Here is a 20,890-nt window from a genome sequence, read left to right on the forward strand (position 1 = left end):
AGGGGAACTTCGCGTTTCATGGCGGCAACCTGGTTGAAGGTGACGGGGCGCAGGCCCGGGAAGAAGGACGGCGAGGGGCGGCGTTTGCGTTTGCCGACACGACGACCGGAGGGGCGGGCGCGGGGACGAGCGGGGAGCGGAAATCCGGAAGGCTTTCGTTCCGGGGCGGCGCACTGTGAGGCGCGGAGCGTGGCGGCGGAAATGCGGCGGTTTCGTGCTTCGGGGCGGCGCGGGGAGGGCCGCAGGTTTTCCGCACTGCTTTTTCGCCGAAGCCACGGGAAGGAGCGTATAAAATCTTCTGTGGATTTTTCCGCTTCGTTCCTTCGCAGTCACGGGGCCGCGCGGGGCGGTGTGACGCGGGGGGCGGCGTTCGCGTTTGCCGTCACGACTGACGGAGAGGCGGGGGCGCTGTTCCGCCGTTCTTCCGGCCGGGGCGGCAGGACGCGGTGAACACGTGGGCGGCCCGCTGCTTTTCAGGGGACAGGCACAGCCTTGCACAACCTTTCGGGGCGGCGCAGGCCCGTGCTTTTGCCCGGCGCGGCGCATTCCTGCGTTCGGCGTCTCGCGCGTTTTTCTCCGGCGTTCCCGGGAGGGAAAGGCCGCGCTACAGCTTTTCCCACTTTTCAAAGCGCGGGCACGAGCCGCCCGAGAGCATGGCCGTCTTTCTGACAAGGCAGGGCGAGGGCGCAGAATCGCAGCGAATCCGCACCACGCCCCGGAAGACGTGCACTTCCGGTTCGCGGCGGCCCGTCCACCAGCGGCACGCGCCGCACTTTCGTTCGTGGGGAAAAATGGTGTTCACCGGCATGGAGAATCCTTATGGGAGCAGAGCATCTGACAGCAGGGACACGATGGTCATGACCGGTCATCGGCTCCTCGGAGCCTGCGGCCGCATGACCCCGCCGGCCGGAACCGGCATCAGACCGTCAGTCACGAAAAGCCCGTGAGACACCCTTCAGCGTGGAAGGCTGGGAGGCTCTTCGGCGTGAACGGCTGACAGCCCGGATGGTATATTGTGATATACACCCCGTCAAGGCGCACGAGGCCAGAAGCCCTGCGGCGCAGCGCCGTGCGGCCTGCGGCAAGGGTTGAAACAGGCCCGGGGGGAGTGCCTTTCGGGAAGAGCCCCGGGGGACAGACCGGCGTCCGGGAACAGCCGTCGACGCTTGGCCCTGACTCTGCGGAACGGGGCATGGCGGGACAAGCGTTCGGGAGGGCGCAGCGCCGGGCGGGGCGACGGAATGCTCCCCGATATGAGCGGGGCGGGGGAGTCGGACGAAGGACGGCGGGCATCGTTCCGGGACGCTGTCTGTCTACCCAGTGGTGGACGACGGGCAAAAAAAAATGATTTCTTCCGGTCACGACGCGTTGTCTTGCAGGGGAAGGAAGGCTACATTTTTTTGAGTAAGGACATGCGCAAAAAGAGATGCGCGGGTCATTTCAGCATTTCGAGGAAAGGACGAGACATTGTGAGCAACGTGCAGCAACAGTTCACCATAGGCATCGTGGGAACCATGAGCGCGGGCAAGTCCACGCTTATCAACGCGCTCATGGGGCGGGCGCTGCTGCCGGCCCGCAATCTGGCCACCACGGCGGCGGCCACGTTCATCCGACATGACAGCGAGGCCGCGCAGTTCACGGCCCGCGCGGCCTGCACCAGGGAGGCGCTGGAAGACGCCAGTTTCGAGCCTGCGGACAGGGAGCTGCTCGACGCCTGGAACGATGCTTTTCCCTTCATTGAGATACGGGGCTGCCTTCCCTTTTTGCGGGACGCGGGCATTCATGGCGGCGTGACGTTTGTGGACACGCCCGGGCCGAACAACAGCATGAACGAGCGGCACGGTTTGACGACGCGAAGCGTGCTGCAGTCCGGGGACATTTCTCTGCTTTTGTATGTGTGGAACGCTTCGCAGCTGGGCACATGGGATGACAGGAATTTTTTGCGCGAAGTGGAGGCATGGCGGCAGACATCGCTCGTGCCGGAACTTTTCGTGCTCAACCGCATGGACCGCTTCGATCCAGAAAAGGAGAGCCTGACGGAAAGCCTCGAAAGGATGCAGCGCTACCTTGCGGAAGAGCATGTTTCATTCCCGCAGATCACAGGCACAAGCGCCCGTCTGGCGTTGTATTTCCGCACGCGGGAGGCGCTTGGCCCCCGGGAGAGGGAAAGACTGGAAGATTTTGTTGAAGCGTGCGGCCGGTCCGGGGATTTTTACGAAAGGGCGTACGTCAATGTGGATTCCGTGCTCGACGGAGCGTTCACGGAGCTTGTGGGAACGCTGAAGCGTGAGCACAGGATGCAGGAGCTTTCGTTTTTGAACACGGGCGTGCCCATGCTTGAGGCCGTCATTCTCGATCATCTCCGCAGACTGTGTCCCAGGATTGTGTCCCAAAAAGGAGGAAGAGGCATGCATCAGGTCGTCATGAAGCATAATCCCTATATCAGAACCACGAGCGTGAGCGTTGACGGCGAGGACTGGAAAAATTCGCCGCTTCTGCAGCACACCATAGGCAGGGAAAGACTGCAGACCTGGATAGACGTTCTGCCGGAGCATCTCAAGCAGGAACTGAACACGAGCGAGCCCATAGAGCTGCATTTTTACGGCACGCCGCAGGACTGCGAGGATGTGGAAAGCTGCTTTGAAGCGGCGGGCGGCTTTAAGGTAACGACCGAAAGTTCCCGGGCGGCTGAGCCGGAGACGAAGCGCGAGCAGCTTATGGAACTTTTTGAAACGCTGCAGAAGGGGCCTTTTGATGAGTTCAGGGACAAAGCGCTGGCGGACAGTTTCCGCAGCGAGATGGGCCCGAAGTTTGAAATAGGCGTCATTGCCACCATGAGTTCGGGCAAGTCCACGCTTCTCAACGCCATCATGGGAGAGAACATTCTTCCCGCGCGCAACGAGGCCACCACGGCCGTCATTACGCGCATCCGGCACGATCCTTCGGTTCAGAACGGTTTTCTGGCCCGTTTCGCGGCGTCGGAAGAGGAGCTGGAAGAGGCGGACTTCGTTCCGGCAAGTCGGAAACTTATCGACGGCTGGAACGACGAGCCCGGGCAGCATCGGATCATTGAGCTCGTGGGGTGCCTGCCCATGCTCCGGGACTTCAAGAGCCCTCTGACGCTGGTGTTCACGGACACGCCCGGCCCGAACAGCAGCACCAACGCGCAGCATGAAGAATGTACCATGCGCCTGCTGGAAGGTCAGGAACAGGCCATGATTCTTTATGTGTTGAACGTCCAGCAGCCCTGCGTCAATGACGACGCAAGGCTGCTGGACAATGTGAAACGCGTGATGAATCGCGGCGGCAGGCAGGGGCACGACCGCTTTCTCTTCGTGCTGAACCAGATGGACGCCATTGATCCCGACAACGGCGAGAGCGTTTCCCGCACTGTGGAAAGAGTCGTAAGCTATCTTGCCGGGCACGACATCCGGCATCCGGTGTATGCCTGCGCGAGCGGCATGGCGGCGAGAATAATACGCTGTCCTGATGCTACCGAGAAGGAGCTCGGAGAAGTAAAAAGCTTTTTTAAGGAGGTGCAGAGGCGTGACGCGCTGCATCTTGAGCGATTCACCAACGCGAGCCTCTGGGTGCGCCGGGAAGTGGAGGAGCAGATGAACCGCGCCGAACGTGATACCGACAGGGCGCTCGTACATTCGGGCATTCCCACCATTGAGGCCATCATCCGCGAATACCTCTACAAGTACGCGCTGCCCATGAAGATAGCCTCAGGCTACGATCGCATAAAAGGCCGGTTCGACGCGCTGGCCGACATTACCGAGCTTGAAAGGGAAGCCGGTTCCGACAAGGAGAAGCTCGGGAAACTGTCGCAGGAAATCAAGACGATACAGGAGCGGCAGAAGGACAGGGCGTTCATGGATTCCGCGATACAGGGCTTCTGGAAGATGACCGTGACGGATTTTGCCTGCTACAGGGACATGAATGTCCGCATAGACCAGATGTATGCCGATTTTCAAACGGAACTCGGAAACTATTCCCCAGAGGTATATTCTCAATATGTAGCGAAACAGATAAGAGACGACATACTCGACCTGGTGCAGCGGAATCTTGACGGCATGGGACGGGAGCTCCGCGGCACGTTTTCCGAAATCAAGCTTGAATGTCAGAATGTCATCATGACGTATTATGCGGAGTATCTGAAGAAGCTCGGCGAGGGCACGAGCTCTTTCAGCAGCTTTCTGAAGGATATGCAGAACAATTTTTCTCTTGACCTTCAGGCCGATGTCAAAGGGATAGACGTCTATTCCAAAACGGAGGAGAGGCAGGTGGGAATCGAAAAAGTATGGGACGGAGTATGGTACAATCCGCTCACATGGCTCGACTTCAAGATGGTTCCAAAAGTTGAAAAAGTCACGGTCTATGAAACGGCACGGATGATCAACGACGTGAAGGAACAGTGCAGAAAGACGATGATGAAAGCCAGCCAGGCGTTCAATCAGGCATCGGAAGACATGATGCGGAACATCATCAGCGAGTCCGTGAAAAAGATCAACGCTGCAGACGCCTATATGCGCAGGAAGTTTGGCAGCCTCGACGCCATGAATCAGGATAAGGAAATGATGGAGCGTCGTATCAAGGAGCTGGACGACGAGATACGCTGGCTGAAGAGCATGAACGAGCAGATTTCTGCCGTGATGGAGATATGACCATGAGTGCAGGCATGTTGCGGCCCGAAGTGCAGCGTGAAGCGGATCGCCGCCTCATGGCATGGCAAAGGGGCGATGAGACGGCCCTGAAGACGCTGCTTTTGAGCCTTCTGGACGAAAGCTGTCCGCAGGCGGAGGCGTGCGCCCGGTATCTGGATGAAAAGACGGGCAAAGCGCTGTTTGAGCCGGATGACGGCGCAACGCAGCGCCCGGAACTGTCTTCGGTTACCATGAAAGATTACCGCTATCTGACGGGACGCCTTTTGCGGAATTTTTCCCGCGAGACCTTTGAGGCCGCCGTTCAGGCGGGCAGCAGGCTCGATGAGGTGCGCGCCGACAGGCTTCCCGCGTTTCTTGCGCCCGAGCCTGCGGCCTCATTCCAAAATCGGGGGAATCTTCAACGAGAATCACAGGGACAGAGCGACGCTTCCCAAGGGCATGACCGGCCTCGTCAGGAAGAGCGTGGACACTCTCGAGCAAGGCTTTTTCTCATCGCAGGAGCCGTTCTCGTCATTCTCCTCATCGCCGGAGCCGCGTTCTGGCGTTGAGAAGCAGAGAGCCAGGCAGGTTTCCCCGCCATCGGGAGCTCCGTCCGGGCCGATCAGATCGACGGAACGGGGAGTCTGCCGGATGCAGGAGTCGTCAGCCCGCAGCAGAACCGCTGAGTGGCGGCAGGCTCCCGCCCCTGAAAACGACAGGTTTCGGGACTTTTCCCGGGGCGTGAGCCTCGCCGAGGCGCAGGGGCCATCGCACGGCGACATCCGCAGCGAAGCAGAAGATGCGGGAAGCTTTGGAGCCGTATCCGGCGCATTCGTGGCCGGGACGTTTGGGAGAGAATCCGGCGCTTCGCCGAGCTCAGGGGCCGTCACAGAGCCCTGTGGCGCATCGGCAAAGGAGCCCGTCACGATGCCTCCGCAGTCCTTCGGCGCAGCGTGCGAGGCGTCGACTGCGGCGTGTTCCGGGGACGTGCGCGACATGCTGGATACATGTCTGGAAGAAGTCCGGAATATCAGTCGTCGTCACAGGGCAGGGGAAGCCTGGCGGAACATCGCAGCCGATATCCCTGCGACGGATAGAAAACTGTACGAACTTGTCGACGCCATGACGCATGCCTTCCCCGGTCATGCTGCGGCAAAGGGTGTCGTTCGCCTGCTGAAGGAGGGGCAACAAAAACTGCGCGCCATGACGGGGCCCTCTTCCTATGATGAAGCACTGTTCAACAACGCGTTTGATGCCCTCATGCAGGCCCAAAAAATATTCCGCACCCTCGTGAAGTAGCCGTATGTGCTCCGGTCTCCACCGGGGAAACGTAGAAAAGGAAAAATCATGGAACAGGGAAGCATTCCTGAAAAAGAACGGTCGATGAAGACGCAGGCCGTGGCCGAGCTCAAGCTTCTTCAGGCCGTGTCCAAAGCGTACACTCTGGAACTTCAGTCCTATCTGCCCATGCTCGACGGGCAGCGGGCCGAGCAGCTCTCGTCGAGCGCCGCGCTTCCTGCGGGCAGGGTCAATGCCGTGCGCGTCATTGAAGTGTCGACCATCATGTACGACAAGCGGGAAAGCGCGCTGGACAGCCTGTTCAACATCCTTGCCGCCATGGGCGAGCATTACGGCGTGGGGCTCATGCTGCGCGGCGGGAGAGAAAAGTGTTCTCTGTATCTCGTCACAAGGGTGTATGCCGAACGGTTTTCGGCCGTCACCGGCCACGGACTGCTCTCGCAGGGCATGACGGGACATTTTGCCGGGAGCCGCCTGCGCACGCTCAGCAATGAGGAGGCGCAGGGGCTTTTGAACCGCTGCTTCCCCGAAAATGTCCGCAACTGGGGAGTGTGTTCTTCGTCCCTGGTGCCGAACCTCAAGCACGATGACAACATGACGACCTTCACGCAGTCGCTCGACCGGCTCATCGACGCCATGGCCGGACGGGAATACACGGCGCTCATCCTTGCCGAACCTCTGGGACAGGACAGTCTCGACGTCATGCAGCGGAGCATGGAGAACACGGGCACGCTTCTTTCGCCTTTGCAGAAGCGTTCGTTCACGGTGTCGCAGAGCAAGGGAACCAGCAGCGTGACCACGATTTCCCGCACGATCACGCAGGGCATCAACGAAAGCGTCACGCACAGCCAGAGCCATGCCAGAACGGAGTCCTTCAGCAGTAGCCGGGGCACGAGCACGTCCGAGGGAACGTCGGAAAGCACAGGTACCAGCGTGTCCGGCACGCTGAGCCATGCCGTCACCACGGCAGTGTCGGCAGGAGTGGGCGTTTTTCTGCCCGTCGGGGGCATGGTCGGCGTGAGTCTCGCCAATACACTCGGGCAGTCGGTCAGTCTGGGGAAATCCTGGTCAAAAGGCTCTTCGCACACCGAAACTCAGAGTCAAAGCAGTACGGAGAGTAAGGGCACGACCGACACGACGGGCAGGTCCAGGACCTCGGGAAAGAGCAGAGAGGAGAGCCTGGGCGGCTCTTCTTCCAGCGGCTCCACGCAGGAGCAGGGAACGAGCACCATGGTGGAATTTTCCGACATGGGCATCTGCCGCTTCCATGACCGTCTGGAAGAGAAGCTCGACCGTCTGGACGACGTGCGCGCCTGCGGGGCCTGGTCTGCGGCCGCCTTTTTCGTGGCCGCCGATCACAACGACGCCGCCGTGGCCGCTTCGCTGTATCAGGGCATGATGCGCGGTCAGGAATCCATGAAGAACGCCTCGGCGCTGCTGCACTGGCAGGCGGAGGGCGCGCAGTCGGTCATGGCGTGGCTGCGCGAGCTGCTTCTGCCGCGCTTTAGCTTCGACAAGCTCACGGTCACGCCCGGCGTTCCGGTGTCCAGCCGTGAGCTTGCGCTCATGATGTGCCTGCCGCGCAGGTCCGTGGGCGGCGTCACCGTGGTGGAGTCCGTGGGCTTCGGCAGGGAGGTGCGCTCCCTTCGCGAACTGCCGCAAGGCGCATCCCGGCGTTTTCTGTCTCTCGGCAGCGTGTATCACAAGAACAGGCAGGAAAAAGCACCCGTGACGCTCGATGTGGAAAGCCTGTGCCGTCATGTGCTGGTTTCCGGCACCACGGGCACGGGCAAGTCGCGCGCCATGCAGCATATGCTCTGCCGTCTGCATGAAATCGGCGTTCCCTTCCTCGTCATCGAGCCCGCCAAGAACGAATATCGCGGACTGCGCGGTCTGTCGGGCGTGAAGGTGCTGCGCGCGGGCAGCTTCGGCAGCGACGGGCTGCATCTGAATCCCTTTGTCTTTCCCGCAGGTTCCGGCGTGACGCTGAGTTCCCACGTCGATCGCGTGTGCGCGGTGTTCAACGCAGCCTTTCCCATGTATGCCGCCATGCCGCAGGTGCTCGAAAAGGCCGTGTATCAGGCCTATGAGAAATGCGGCTGGGACATTGCTTCGTCCCGCTCCGTGTCCGGCGCTTTGTTCCCCACCGTTGCCGACGTGGCCGAACAGGTGAAGGTCGTGGTGGAGGAAGCCGGATACAGGGGCGAAAGCTACGATACCTACATAGGCGCGCTGAAGGCCAGACTGGATTCCTTTGCCTACGGTTCGCTCGGCCTTGTGCTGTCCTCTTCGCCCGACGAGGAGACCTCCGCCGATGTGCTGTTCAACGGCTCTTGCGTGGTGAACGTGGCGGACATGGGTTCGCCGGAGAAAAAGGCCGTGCTCATGGGCGTTCTGCTCATGCGTCTTCAGGAACAGCGCATGGCGGAACGGCGCGATGAAAAGGCCCGGGGCAATCTTCTGCACGCCACGGTCATCGAGGAGGCCCACAATCTGCTTCGGGCCGCGGGGCCGGTCGTTTCGCAGGAAGGTTCCGGTTCCCGGCAGCAGGCCGTGGAATTCTTTGCCAACGCCATAGGCGAAATGCGCGCCTACGGCGAAGGCTTCTTTGTGGTGGATCAGTCGGCCTCGGCGCTGGACGCCTCGGTGCTGCGCAATACCGGCACCAAGATAGCGTTCAATGCGCCGCTTGAGGAAGACCGGAAGATTCTGGCCGGGGCCATGGCGCTCGACGAGCTTCAGCAGGAGGCGCTTGCCAGACTGCCGGTGCAGATTGCCGCGGTCAAGCAGAACGACTGGACCGAGGCCGTGCTGTGCCGCGTGCAGGACTGGTCGGCGCCTGAGAGCCATGACGAAGCCCTGGAGATGAAGGAGAACGCCGAAGAAAAGAGGCGCATCCGCGAGCGGCTCGTCATGCTTGTGGCGGAAGCGGCGGAGGGCGCGGGCGCGTCTCTGGACAGGGATGAAAAGGCGGCCCTGCACCGCTGGACGCAGCGTCAGGGCTTTCCCCGCGGGGTGCTCATTGCGTTGAAGAACATCATCGACGGCCGACCGTTTTCCGGGGATTGCCGGATGCTGTTCAAGGCTCTTCTCGGCATTGACGATCGCTTTTTCAGCTGTGCGGTTTCGGCGCAGGGCAGGGACAATCGTCTCATGATACGGCTTTCGGACGTGCTGAACAATGATCCGGACGTGAAGCGGATACGCAGGATTCTTGCGGACGGCGCAACAGGGAGTGGAAACGCATGATGGAAAAGGCATTGGAAAAAATGGCGGAGACGGCGGCAGGGGGAAAGGCTCCCGAGAGAGTGCCCGGTCTGGACGGCATGGAGGGCGGACTCCGCACGGAAGGCAGGCCCCATCTGGAACGCGTGCCATCCGATTCTGCAGAGTTCGTCAGGCCGGATCGCTTCGATGTGCCCGACTGGAAGGACATCCTGACGGGACAGGAGAGCGGTCCGAAACTGGAAGGATTCCTCCCGAGCAGCAACGGATCATGGGAGGGAGATGAAGGCGACAGCATCTGGAAGCCGGATCCCGACTACGTTCCTTTGAAGTCGAATCCCGAGGGAAGGACCTGGGAGGAGATCGAAGACAAGTACGGCATGGACGGCGTGGAATTCAGGGATGGAGAGCCGGACTTCAGCGAGATTGCCGAGGCCACCGTGGAGATAGACGACTTTACGGAGAACCGCGTTGAAAACTTTGCTCAGGCGGACAGCAAGCTCGCCGAGCAGTGGAATGCGGAAGGCCGCGACGGAAAGACGGACTGGACGGCCCGCGACGTGGCGGCCTACCGAAAGGAAAACAATCTCACCTGGCACGAGCGCAGCGACATGAAGACCATGGATCTCGTGCCTTCCGAGGTTCACAACAACATTCCCCATGCCGGGGGTATCTCGGCCAGGAAGCAGGGATGAGGAGAGAGGGCATGTACAGCATGAACGATGCCGTTTTAGGCAGGCTGGAATTCACCTACGTGTGGAAGGGAACCTGCAACGTCGAGTTTCTGGGCAAACGTCATGCGCTGACGCTTGCCGTTCAGGGCGAGCCGGACAAGCCCGTGACGGAGGCGCAGCGCCGGGCCTTTGAGGCCGCGCAGCAGCGTCTTGCCGACACGTCGGCCTTTCTTGAGCCGCTGCTTGCCTATTGCCGCATCGACGGCCCGGAAGACGGTCTGGACGCCGAAAGCCTTCCGTATGTGGTGCATCCCGAAACGCTGCTCATCACCTGGGAGGGCGGCTTCGGACTGCTTTGCAGCTACGACTATGACGAGTCGGAGCAGGGCATTGCCGTGTACGCGCCCTCGCCTGAGGATCGCATGCAGGCAGGCCCGCAGAGCGACATCCTGTAGGCTGTCCGCGGCGCGGAGACCGGCGGGGAGGGCAGGCGCGAGAGCGTCGTTCCCGGACACGGTGGAAGGCTTCCCTTTGCCGGGGGGCGTGCGGGACGCTCCCTTTTGCTCATCAGCGTCCTTTTCCTGCGGAGAGATGCGCGGGAGGGCGGGCAGTCCTCTGCGGAGGGGGAATAATCGCGCCCCGTAAGGGCGATGGCGCGCAGAAGTCTGCGGTCTACAGCTTTTCGTCGTCCGGACGGAGGGCGGCGAGCCTGCGTTCCACGGCTTGCTTCGAGCTGTTCGCGTAGCAGTAGGCGCAGAAGTGGCGACAGGTATTGTAGCTGCCTATGTCCTTGCTCGGCGCGCAGCCGCAGGCCGGGCGCTGGCCGGAATCCCTGACGCCGCGCAGCGGGATGCGCGCGTCCTTATCCGTGCTTCCTCGCGTTTCCGCGTCCGTCGCCCCGCGTGCTGCCGTTCCTCCGCGCGGGTCTCCGTTCGTCGTTCCCGCGATTTCGCCGTTCGTTCCCGTCGCTCCGCGCGGGTCTGTGGCTGCGTTGCTGGCAGATTCGGCCTTTTCCCCGTTGCCCGTTGTCACGTTCGACCTGTGGAGTGACCCCGTGGTCGCGCACGCCGCGCCCCGGCCGTCGTCCGTGCGCGCGCTCTTCGCGCCGTCCGGCGGGGCGGAGAACAGCGGGAGCTGCACGTTTTCGCGCTCCCTGCCGCACCAGCGCGCAAAGGTTTCGCAGTCCGGGCAGAGGCGGTGCAGAAGGGCAGGGTCCACGCAGCGGCTGCGCGCAATGCCGAGACCGCGCATGTCGAGCGGCTCCGCGCAGGCGGCAAGCTTCAGGGGGCGGGCAAGGGCGCGGTTCATTTCCGCCATGCCCCGGGCGATCTGCTGCATTTCCGCAAGGGTCGGGGGGCGGAAATCCGGGTTCAGCCTGCCGAGTGTCCGCGCCGTTTTCCGGTACCAGTCCACAAAGCTGAAAACCAGCGTTTCCGTGAACGGCGAAAGCGCTTCGGCCAGACGGCGGAGGCGCAGGAGCGTGTTTTCCACACTGAGGCCGCCGCCGAGAATGATGGGATCAAAGCGCCAGATCACGCGCTTTTTTCCCACAAGGCCGGAAAGTCGCCGGAAGGTTTCCACGCGCGCGGCAAGCGGCGGAAGATGGGGTTCGAGTCCTGTGCCTTCGTAGTCGTTGAGCGTGTATTGAACGTAGAACTCATGCCCACGGGCCGCTATTTCCGGAAGATAGGGCAAAAGCGGCGCGGGATGCTTGCTCCAGAACACGAAGACGCGGCAGGCTTCAAAGGAAATCCACTGCTGCTGCGCCGCGTTGAACGGGTTTTGCCACACGCACCATCCCGCACGCAGGCGGTTCATGAACCATGCCGCATGAAAGGCTGGAATGTCCGTGGCGCGGCTTGCCGAAATGACGAGCGGAGATACGGCCTTCCTTCTGCCCTGCGGCGTATCCATGATGCTTTCCGGCCATTTCATGAGGCGTCCTTGCTGTTCGCGCCGGGCGGCGCGGGCTTGTCCGGAACGACGCGGGGCTTCGGACGTGTCTGGCTGCGGACGTTTTCGCGTCGGCAAGGTCTGGCTCGTCGGCACGTTTCTGCGGCACGCTGCCGCCGTTCTCCGGGGCGTTTTGCCGACCGACGCCTCCGTCGTTTCTCTGTTTTTCCGTAGCTTTTCCCGAGTCCGGCGCTTCGGCGGCGTCCGGCAGAAACGCAGGGGCCGACAGAGAAATGGGGTCGATGCGGGAAGGGCGTCCGGCAGGCCGGAATTTTTACGGCGAAAGAGAGGCGTCGTCGTCTCTTCTGTCTCGTTCAGACGTGCGGGCCAGCGCCTGTTCGAAGAGAGCGTCCACCCATATATGGACATTTTTCCGCAGAGGCGTTGACAGCATCACGCCGTCAGCATACGTTTACTGGTAATATCAACCTGCTGAAAAGACAAGCGGAGTTCACCATGGCATATCTGTATGCACGATACTTTCACATAGACGGCGGCGAACACGGCATTGAAGAGTTTCGCGACGAAAGGTACATGGAGGAAACCGACGGAACGCCCTGCATTGAAATGGATCAGATGAACGGCGGCGTCGGATTCTGGCAGTATGCCGTCACGCAGGACCCCGTGGATGACCCTTCGGAGCTGAATTACTGGCAGGCCGTCATCGGCAACCGGCTTCTTACCGGTTCGGATGCCCTTGCCGAGGCCGCCGGAGAATACTTTGACGGCATTGCCGATGATTTGAAGGATATCGTCTACTATTCCGTGGCCGAGACGTCGGACATTCTGGACGAGATGGAAGCCTCCGCAGGCGAGGTGTTCGGTGAAGATTCCTTCCGCATGGAAGTGGAAACCGGCGTCAATCACCTGCTTCCCGTGGATGAAGACGATCTGGAAACCTTCGATCTCGACCGCTTCCACATCATTCTCGTGATGTACAAGTGCTGCGAAATCGACGATTCCCTGGTACGCCTGATTCCGCTTGAAGACTTTGAGCCCGACGGGGAATACGCCACCGTGGAAGAAGCCATGGACGCGGGGGCCGTGGAAAGCGTGTATGGGTTGGACGTGAACGCCCTGCCGCAGGAATATCGCGACGATCTCGAACAGATAGGGTACGAGATGTGCGACGAATTCCTCGATGATTTTGAACAGTTCGGCTATGTCACGGCCCTGAAGTGACGCCGCCTTTCCGCCCGTGCGGAACCCCGCGGCCTCGCGCAGGAAAGGAGGCCATTGCCGTCTGCGCGGCAGGCATGACGAAGCCTCATGCGCCGCGTGAACGGCGGGACGCCCCGGAATCTGCCGAACATCCCCTCAGACGTGCCCGGCATGCCCTGCCGGGGGCTTTCGTTTTCGCTTTTTTCCGAACGGCGTTCCCGGATGCCTGCGGCCCGGAGAGCTCTCCGGCCATGCCCTTCTTCGGGCTGCGCGGCAGGACGTCCGGCAGAGCGGAGCATCTGTTCCCGAGGGCGGCAGAAGTTCGGATGCGCGCGGGGCAGGGCGTTTCTTTTCGGGGGCGGCCATCATCCGCCCCCATGCTTTCGCAGGCTTGCGGCCTAGAACGTGAGCGTGTCGCCGTCGTCCGGCATGATTACCTTGTCCCACACGCCGCGTTCGGTGAGGCGCTTTTTCATTTCCGGTCGTGAAATGGTGGCATGGGCCACGGTGTCCAGATGGCTGACGATGACCGCTGCGCCGTCCGCCGCGCGAACCGTTTTTTCCACGTCCGCGTCGTCCATGATGAGACGGCCTTCATCGAGCAGCACCGCCGCGCAGGCGTTCACCACGATCACGCCGGGATGCCACGCGCGAATGTTCTTCTCCACCGCATCGTACCAGATGGTGTCGCCCGCAAGATACAGCGTCTTTTCGTCGGGATGATGGAATATCACCCCGCAGGACGGCCCGCACGGAATTTTGGTGCCGTGCCGCCCCGGAACCTTCACGAGATGCACGCCTTCAAATTCGCTGTTCTCATACATGACCGTCACGTTCGTGAAGCCGGAACGCACGAAGGCATGGGCGTCTTCCATGCTCTGCACGAACACGGGCATTTTTTTGTCGAGACTGCCGCCTATGGTGCCGTCCGGCGCCATGTCGACGTGGTCGGGATGCACGTGCGTGCAGATGCAGGCATCAACCCCCGCAAGCACCTCGTCCGCGCTCATGGGCAGATCGGTCATGGGCATGGGAATGTCGAGCTTGTCAGGCTCGCAGCGGAACACGTTGCCGAGCGAGCGGAACGTGCCCATCTGCCCCTTGCCCATAAGCCACGGATCCGTGAGAAAGGTTTTGCCCGCGTACTCGATGCGCAGCGTGGCGTTTCGTATCTGCTGAATCTTCATGATGTTCTCCTTTTGTCCGGCGTGTCGTTTTTCATGCACAGAACCAGACATAAACCCTCGAGCGACTATAGAGTCAAGAGAAAAAGGAAAATTTTTTCAAAGAGGGGAGAAGACGGGAAGCAGGGAGCGGAGAGGCGCGGGAGACGGGCAGGGAAGGGGGGGAGAGGGAATGAGGGGGGAAAGGTGCAGGCGGGGAGGAAAAAGCCCGGGACAGAGGAGAGAAGATGGAAATTATTCTGCCGAAAGATGCGAGAAAGTGATATCCTCTAATTATATTGTGGCGATATTAAAAATTGAAGAAAAATGGCTGTTCGTTCCTCGATAGAGTCCTGAGGAACGAACAGCCGTCGGACATTCAGGCTTGCAAGTCACTTGCACCAGTGACTTGACGAACCGTATCAGAAAATTACCGTTCTGCTCTTACAGGATTATGCAGAAAGTCTTCATAGGTCAGTCGTATACCTTCATCAAGCTCCGTGCGGTACTGCCAGCCGAGCTTTTTCAGCTTGGAGACATCGAGAAGTTTTCTTGGGGTGCCATCTGGTTTTGATGTATCCCATAGAATTTTTCCGTGATAACCGATGATGGCAGCCACTTTTTCCGTTAATTCTTTTATGGAGAGTTCCTTGCCGGTTCCAAGATTGACGGTTTCATTTCCAGAGTATGCATTCATAAGGAAAACACAGGCGTTTGCCAGATCATCCACATACAGGAATTCTCTCATGGGACGCCCCGTTCCCCAGCAGGTCACTTCTGGAAGATTTTGTTCTTTGGCCTCATGGAAACGGCGAATAAGCGCAGGAAGAACATGGCTGTGCGTGGGATGATAGTTGTCGTTAGGGCCGTATAGATTAGTGGGCATCACTGAAATGAAGTCAGTACCGTACTGCCGGTTCAAATATTCACAATATTTCAGTCCGCTGATTTTTGCGAGGGCATAGGCCTCGTTGGTTTTTTCCAATTCGCTGGTCAGCAGACAGGACTCTGGCATGGGCTGCGGCGCCATGCGGGGATAGATGCATGAGGAGCCAAGGAAGAGAAGTTTTTTACATGCATTCTTCCATGCGGAATGAATGACATTCATTTCAAGCAGAATATTGTCATACATAAAGTCTGCGGGAGCTTCACTGTTGGCAATGATTCCACCTACCTTTGACGCACAGAGGAAGACATAGTCCGGTTTTTCTTCTGTAAAGAACCGTTCTACTTGTTCCTGTCGGCAAAGATCAAGCTCCTGATGCGAGCGTACGATGATGTTGTCGTACCCCTGCTTCTTCAGTTCACGACAGATGGCGCTGCCTACCATGCCCCGATGACCGGCAACATATATCTTGGCGTTTTTTTCCATGTTTCCCTCGTTTTTCTGATGAATCGTTGAATTTCATCGTTTCTTGCTAGGCTGCTCGTCAGGCATTATGTGTTTGTTATGCTTTTGAGCAGTTAACCTTTCCGTTAATAAGTTTATGATATTATGCAAGTTTAAAATGTATTGCTTAAAGATAGCAATATAATATACAGTATATTATTTAATATAAATTTTTTTATTTTTTATTAATTTATATTTGCTTTTGTATTTTATTTTTACTTCTCCAAATAAAAATACTGAAGCAATTTGATATCTTTTGTATTTGATATAGTTATGTAATAGTGTTGATATTCCGCCTTTCTCCAAAAAACATTCTTTCTTTAATATAAAGCTATTTTTATTTGTAAAATATGAAATATAATAAAATATAAAATCTTTTATTCTTATGCAATAAAAATAATCGTTGTTATAATCTATGTATAAAGAGTTTATATCTTTAACAAGATAAGAGTTTGTTGAAAATAATGCCTTATAAAACTCGAATTTCCATTCTTTAAATATAAGTTTTTCTCCAAGATAAAATACATCATTTTTATTTTTAGATAAAAAATGAAAATTAAATAGTGTGTTACACTCTTGTAGAGTCATGGAGTTTGAAAAATATTTATAGAAGACTTCAGATCCATGAATAGCTTTTTCAAGATTTATTTTATTTGTATATGAAGGATCATTAGACAATCCTTCATCTCTAAATTTTATTATTATTTTATTAATATAAACAAACTTTTTGTTTAATCCTAACATTGCACATGTCAAGTTATTGTCTGCAATACATATTAATTTACTATTAAAGCAACCGGCCTCTTTTACAGCAGAGAGTCTTGCTACTATAGTTTGATGACAAGGATATTGACCAAAGGGGATTAGATTGAGACTGCCTTTCCAGTAAGACTTTATCTTTTCTGTTTTCTTATCAATAATATAAGCATCAGCATAGGATACATCGGCATTCTCAAGTAAAAGTTTATGAACGCTGGAGGAGATAGCATCATCTCTACAATAGAAGTCATCCGAATTTAAAAAAGTTATAAATTCACCTGTGGCATGACTGATGCCTTTATTCATAGCATCATAAATGCCATTGTCAGGAGAAGAGAAAACTTTAAATTTTCCTTTTACATTATGAAGCATCTCTATAGTTCCGTCTTTTGATGCTCCATCTATAATAAGGTGTTCTATTTCTCCACGGTAGTCCTGTTTATTAATGGAATCAACCATTTTATAGAATGGGTTGACTCGTAAATTTTTTATAAGATTATAGGTGCAAGTTATAATTGTTATTTTTGGAAGATTTAAGCCATAATCAATATCATTTTTTTGCTTAATCCATTTTATTATATTATATTTTTCATTATTCCATTTTTCATATCCTTTTTTTATGAATGAAATAGTATTTTTTTGTATGGACTGTATGTCATTTATAACTATAGGATATGAAGTTGATAGATCATATAAGTAGCCGTTTTCCCCAGATACAATATATTCATTCATTGTAGGGCAGTCAGGGGCAATGACACATCTGCCCATGGCCATGGCTTCAAGAAAGCTCATGCCGATGCCTTCAAAAACTCTGGGGGCTATATAGAGAGATGACTCCATAATTTTATTTATTAAATCTTTCTTATCATCAAACCACGATGATTCGGAAAAGCACACATCCCAGGGCTTATTTAATTCTATAATATTATGTCCTGGATCAAGATCTCTATGTATATGTACATGATTGATATTCGACTCTCTCAGTATATTATGCACGGTATTGATATTTATTTGCTCTATACGATTCCAAAAAAATACAGATTTTTCATCTCCAAAACTAATATTATCCATCGGTTTTGGAAAGTACTGTATATATTTGGAATTGAATCCTAATGCATAAAGTTCATCATGGAGTTTTTTTGAAAAATTGATAATAAGAGAATCTTTATATTCATCCCATATGTGGTCACTTCTGCTTGGTGCACCATCATACATAGGAAAAAAGATATTTGTCTTGAATTTTACATACTTTTTTAGTTCATTCAGAGAAGGCATGATCTGAAAGCATACAACAATATCAAACTCTTTTTTATTTAATTTATAATAAGCGGATGACGTGTTTAAATAAGGGTCATAGCCGAATTCTTCGACTTCATATTCTTCACGCAGAAGGTCTCTGAGAAAAGCTGTCGATTTTGTTTTATAATGATAACTATGTCCTATATAGAGAAGTTTTTTCATACGTTCCTCCAGTAATCTATCATGTCTTTCAGCGTGTCGTTCATAGAATATTTTCTATTCCATCCTAAATTATGACATAATTTGTAATTATCACCAATGACATGAAGATTATCTGTTGGTCTTATAAGACTTTCATCTATCACAATATCAATATGTAGTTCAAGAATATTGCAAAGCTTATCTATTATATTTTTTAGAGTTACTCCATTTCCAGAGCATACATTATATATTTCACCTTTTTTTCCATGGTTAATAATTTTCCAGTAAGCATCGACAACATCCCTTACATCAAGGAAATCTCTGGTGATATTTATATTTCCGACATGAAGTTTTCCATGTACACCATGTTTTTTTATGGAGACAAGTTGTTTGATAAAAGATGAAATAACAAAAACTTCTCTCTGTCCAGGGCCGATATGGTTGAAAGAGCGCGTCATCATAATGTCAAGATCGTAACTTCGAGCATACAGTTTAGAGAGCATCTCCTGAGCGACGCGTGCTACGGCGTAGGGGTTCCCCGGATGAAGTTCATAATTCTCATTGAGCGGCATAGCTTCGGAAGGATAGTCTCCATACTCTTCCGACGAGCCTATGGAAAGGACTCTTGCTGTGGGACAAAAACAGCGCACAGCTTCTATAAGATTTAAAAATATACCGGTATTATTGTTAAAACACTCCGCAGGAGCTTTCCAGCTCTGTCCGACTGAACTCATGGATGCAAGGTGAATGATACAGTCGGGACGAAAGGATTCTACAACTTTTCCAATGGCTGACGCATCCATCAGATTCAGTGCTTCATACTGAAGTGCCGGGTGGTTCCATGGTGATTTTTGCATCATATCAAGACCAAGTACTTGAACATCTGGCTCATGAATCAGCAGATATTCCCAGAAGTAGCGGCCTACAAAACCGCCGATACCGGTAATAAGATATTTTTTCATTGTCATCAGCTCATGTGGAATAGGATGGCAGAAAGCAATGTTCTGCCATCCGTATATTACTTTTCGTTTTTAACCAGTTCCATGTCATGTCGGACCATGAGCTTAACCAGTTCCTCAAAGGATGTTTTGGTAGGATTCCAGCCCAGCTTGGTCTTGGCTTTGGTGGGATTGCCCCACAGATTCACAACGTCCGTCGGACGATAGAACTTGGGCGAAACTTCCACGAGCACGCGGCCGGTCGCCTTGTCTATTCCCTGTTCCGCCTCGCCTTCGCCGTGAAATTCCAGTTCGATGCCAGCTTCACGGAAGGCCAGAGTGCAGAATTCACGCACGGAATGCTGATCGCCTGTGGCGATGACGAAGTCTTCGGGCTCTTCCTGCTGAAGAATGAGCCACATGCATTCCACATAGTCCTTGGCGTAGCCCCAGTCGCGCAGGGCGGAAAGATTGCCGAGATACAGCTTGTCCTGCTTGCCCTGAGCAATGCGCGAGGCGGCCAGCGTGATCTTGCGGGTAACAAAGGTTTCGCCGCGTCTTTCGGATTCATGGTTGAACAGGATGCCGGAGCAGGCGTACATGCCATAGGCTTCGCGGTATTCCTTGGTGATCCAGAAGCCGTACTGCTTGGCCACGGCATAGGGGGAGTAGGGGTGGAAGGGCGTAGTTTCGCTCTGCGGACATTCCTCCACTTTGCCGTACAGTTCGGACGTGGAGGCCTGGTAGACGCGGCAGGTCTTTTCCAGACCGCACAGACGCACGGCTTCCAGCACGCGCAGGACGCCGGTGGCGACGACGTCGGCAGTATATTCCGGAACTTCGAAGCTTACCTGCACATGGCTCTGTGCAGCAAGATTATAGAGTTCATCGGGCTTCACTAGGCCAACGATGCGTACAAGACTCATGGAGTCGGACAGATCGCCGTAGTGCAGATGGAAGTGAGGGTTTCCTTCAAGATGGTCGATGCGTTCGCGCTTTTCCGTTGCGGAGCGACGCACGATGCCGTGTACGTCGTAGCCTTTTTCCAGAAGAAACTCTGCAAGATAGGAGCCGTCCTGTCCCGTAACACCGGTAATGAGTGCAGTTTTCACCTATTTCTCCTTTGTTTTTTTAATTTAGTAAAAATTGGCAGACCTAAGATAGAAATTAAATAAATATTTTCTTTTTTGTATATTGATATTATGTTAATTCCAAATAAATTAAATGTATTTTTTGAAAAAGAAGAGATAATTTTTCTTTCAAATATTATTTTCCATTTTGCATATTCTTTATTAATACCATTATAAAACAGTGATTCTATTTTATGTTTAATAAATAATATAAATATATTTTTTAAAAAATATATTTTATATGAATTACATATATTGTATTTATTACATTGTTTTACATATTTTTTGTTTAGATTGTTTATATGATTATAACATATATATTCAAGTTCTGGAAATATTGCGTATCTAAAATATAGTAATGCACATTCTTCTTCTGTAATATTATACAGTTTTGAAATATTATTATATATTATTTTTACATATTCCCTATTCATTTTAAAATGGTTGTCAGATATTCCTCCATCACGAAACACACAAAATTCCTTAGATGAAAACACCCCTTTTTTACCTGCCAGCATGACTTTCAGAAAAAAATCATAGTCTGCGGCAATACGATAGTGAGCGGAATCAAAACCTCCAAAATCTTTCAATACATCAGTTCGTGTGAACATGGACTGATGTACGAAAGGCATACGAAAATAGAAATCTTTTAAAGCCTCTGGTCGATGAGTCACCAGTTTTTTCTTGTCTTCGACAAGAATTGGAGCGAATGAAAAATCTGCTTCTTCCTGTTCCAGAAGGCTGATACTTTCCTGTACTCCTTCAGAGTTGATCCAGTAGTCGTCGGAATTCAGAAAAAACGTGTACTTGCCTGACGCCTTAGTAATGCCTTTATTCATGGCATCATAAACGCCGTGATCTTTTTCAGAATAAACAGTTATCCAGCCCTTTTTTACATATTTATTCAGAAGTTCCAGAGTGCCGTCGTCGGATGCTCCGTCGATAATGATGTGTTCTATCTCGCCGTCATAGTTCTGATCATGGACAGACTGTAGCGCCTGTACGAGCATTTCTGCTCGACCAGAAGCAACGACATTGTATGTTGCAGTAATAACGGTAATTTTCGGTTGTTTCATGGAGGCTCGCAGTAAGGGAGATCATAGTGACAGAGA

General features: G+C 54.1%; 15 protein-coding genes. 7 read left to right on the forward strand and 8 right to left on the reverse strand.

Going from position 1 to position 20,890, the window contains the following annotated elements; translation table 11 throughout:
- Positions 1-604: 604 nt before the first annotated feature.
- On the reverse strand, positions 605-808 hold the full coding sequence (locus Q0J81_RS04080; RefSeq protein WP_294446163.1) for a hypothetical protein: 204 nt from the start codon (positions 806-808) through the stop codon (positions 605-607).
- Positions 809-1,469: 661 nt separating this feature from the next.
- Between Q0J81_RS04080 and Q0J81_RS04085 the strand changes: the two genes are divergently transcribed.
- From Q0J81_RS04085 to Q0J81_RS04110, 6 genes are all read left to right on the forward strand, one after another.
- Positions 1,470-4,667 (forward strand): dynamin family protein, encoded by a 3,198-nt coding sequence (locus tag Q0J81_RS04085; RefSeq protein WP_294446164.1) that lies wholly within the window; start codon positions 1,470-1,472, stop codon positions 4,665-4,667.
- Between the two features lie 2 nt (positions 4,668-4,669).
- Positions 4,670-5,215: a hypothetical protein gene (locus Q0J81_RS04090; RefSeq protein ID WP_294446165.1), complete on the forward strand. Its 546-nt coding sequence runs from the start codon at positions 4,670-4,672 to the stop codon at positions 5,213-5,215.
- 418 nt (positions 5,216-5,633) lie between these two features.
- On the forward strand, positions 5,634-5,945 hold the full coding sequence (locus Q0J81_RS04095; RefSeq protein ID WP_294446166.1) for a hypothetical protein: 312 nt from the start codon (positions 5,634-5,636) through the stop codon (positions 5,943-5,945).
- A 48-nt stretch (positions 5,946-5,993) separates the two neighbouring features.
- Positions 5,994-9,194 carry a helicase HerA-like domain-containing protein gene (locus Q0J81_RS04100; protein WP_294446167.1) on the forward strand — a complete coding sequence of 1,067 codons (3,201 nt, stop codon included), beginning with the start codon at positions 5,994-5,996 and terminating at the stop codon, positions 9,192-9,194.
- Positions 9,191-9,865: an HNH endonuclease gene (locus Q0J81_RS04105; protein ID WP_294446168.1), complete on the forward strand. Its 675-nt coding sequence runs from the start codon at positions 9,191-9,193 to the stop codon at positions 9,863-9,865. The genes Q0J81_RS04100 and Q0J81_RS04105 overlap by 4 nt, the downstream gene beginning before the upstream one ends.
- An 11-nt stretch (positions 9,866-9,876) precedes the next feature.
- Entirely contained in the window at positions 9,877-10,299 is a 423-nt protein-coding gene (locus Q0J81_RS04110) for a hypothetical protein (protein WP_294446169.1), read from the forward strand.
- A 217-nt stretch (positions 10,300-10,516) separates the two neighbouring features.
- Here Q0J81_RS04110 and Q0J81_RS12310 read toward each other — a convergent pair whose 3' ends face one another.
- The gene (locus tag Q0J81_RS12310) at positions 10,517-11,779 is read right to left on the reverse strand and encodes a DUF1848 domain-containing protein (protein ID WP_366937511.1); all 1,263 of its coding nucleotides are present in this window, start codon (positions 11,777-11,779) and stop codon (positions 10,517-10,519) included.
- A 474-nt stretch (positions 11,780-12,253) separates the two neighbouring features.
- Between Q0J81_RS12310 and Q0J81_RS04125 the strand changes: the two genes are divergently transcribed.
- Entirely contained in the window at positions 12,254-12,979 is a 726-nt protein-coding gene (locus Q0J81_RS04125; protein WP_294446170.1) for a hypothetical protein, read from the forward strand.
- A gap of 377 nt (positions 12,980-13,356) precedes the next feature.
- On the opposite strand, the gene Q0J81_RS04130 is transcribed toward Q0J81_RS04125, so the two are convergent.
- From Q0J81_RS04130 to Q0J81_RS04155, 6 genes are all read right to left on the reverse strand, one after another.
- A complete protein-coding gene (locus Q0J81_RS04130) occupies positions 13,357-14,145 on the reverse strand; it encodes an MBL fold metallo-hydrolase (protein WP_294446171.1) in 789 nt (262 codons plus the stop codon).
- A 406-nt stretch (positions 14,146-14,551) separates the two neighbouring features.
- Complete coding sequence (locus Q0J81_RS04135; protein WP_294446172.1) at positions 14,552-15,493, reverse strand: GDP-L-fucose synthase; 942 nt, start codon at positions 15,491-15,493, stop codon at positions 14,552-14,554.
- A 174-nt stretch (positions 15,494-15,667) separates the two neighbouring features.
- The gene (locus Q0J81_RS04140) at positions 15,668-17,731 is read right to left on the reverse strand and encodes a glycosyltransferase (RefSeq protein ID WP_294446173.1); all 2,064 of its coding nucleotides are present in this window, start codon (positions 17,729-17,731) and stop codon (positions 15,668-15,670) included.
- Positions 17,728-18,672 carry a GDP-mannose 4,6-dehydratase gene (locus Q0J81_RS04145; RefSeq protein ID WP_294446174.1) on the reverse strand — a complete coding sequence of 315 codons (945 nt, stop codon included), beginning with the start codon at positions 18,670-18,672 and terminating at the stop codon, positions 17,728-17,730. Before Q0J81_RS04145 ends, Q0J81_RS04140 begins: the two co-directional genes overlap by 4 nt.
- Positions 18,673-18,728: 56 nt before the next feature.
- Complete coding sequence (gene gmd / locus Q0J81_RS04150; RefSeq protein ID WP_294446175.1) at positions 18,729-19,760, reverse strand: GDP-mannose 4,6-dehydratase; 1,032 nt, start codon at positions 19,758-19,760, stop codon at positions 18,729-18,731.
- Entirely contained in the window at positions 19,757-20,854 is a 1,098-nt protein-coding gene (locus Q0J81_RS04155; RefSeq protein ID WP_294446176.1) for a glycosyltransferase family 2 protein, read from the reverse strand. Before Q0J81_RS04155 ends, gmd begins: the two co-directional genes overlap by 4 nt.
- Between the last annotated feature and the right edge of the window lie 36 nt (positions 20,855-20,890).

Source organism: uncultured Mailhella sp., from assembly GCF_944324575.1.
Lineage (GTDB): Bacteria > Desulfobacterota > Desulfovibrionia > Desulfovibrionales > Desulfovibrionaceae > Mailhella.

What these genes read in the sequence shown, in the direction of transcription:
- Q0J81_RS04080 (WP_294446163.1), bottom strand. Translation starts at nt 808, where the DNA reads ATGCCGGTGAACACCATTTTTCCCCACGAACGAAAGTGCGGCGCGTGC.
- Q0J81_RS04090 (WP_294446165.1), top strand. Translation starts at nt 4,670, where the DNA reads ATGAGTGCAGGCATGTTGCGGCCCGAAGTGCAGCGTGAAGCGGATCGC.
- Q0J81_RS04100 (WP_294446167.1), top strand. Translation starts at nt 5,994, where the DNA reads ATGGAACAGGGAAGCATTCCTGAAAAAGAACGGTCGATGAAGACGCAG.
- Q0J81_RS04105 (WP_294446168.1), top strand. Translation starts at nt 9,191, where the DNA reads ATGATGGAAAAGGCATTGGAAAAAATGGCGGAGACGGCGGCAGGGGGA.
- Q0J81_RS04110 (WP_294446169.1), top strand. Translation starts at nt 9,877, where the DNA reads ATGTACAGCATGAACGATGCCGTTTTAGGCAGGCTGGAATTCACCTAC.
- Q0J81_RS12310 (WP_366937511.1), bottom strand. Translation starts at nt 11,779, where the DNA reads ATGAAATGGCCGGAAAGCATCATGGATACGCCGCAGGGCAGAAGGAAG.
- Q0J81_RS04125 (WP_294446170.1), top strand. Translation starts at nt 12,254, where the DNA reads ATGGCATATCTGTATGCACGATACTTTCACATAGACGGCGGCGAACAC.
- Q0J81_RS04130 (WP_294446171.1), bottom strand. Translation starts at nt 14,145, where the DNA reads ATGAAGATTCAGCAGATACGAAACGCCACGCTGCGCATCGAGTACGCG.
- Q0J81_RS04135 (WP_294446172.1), bottom strand. Translation starts at nt 15,493, where the DNA reads ATGGAAAAAAACGCCAAGATATATGTTGCCGGTCATCGGGGCATGGTA.
- Q0J81_RS04140 (WP_294446173.1), bottom strand. Translation starts at nt 17,731, where the DNA reads ATGAAAAAACTTCTCTATATAGGACATAGTTATCATTATAAAACAAAA.
- Q0J81_RS04145 (WP_294446174.1), bottom strand. Translation starts at nt 18,672, where the DNA reads ATGAAAAAATATCTTATTACCGGTATCGGCGGTTTTGTAGGCCGCTAC.
- Q0J81_RS04155 (WP_294446176.1), bottom strand. Translation starts at nt 20,854, where the DNA reads ATGAAACAACCGAAAATTACCGTTATTACTGCAACATACAATGTCGTT.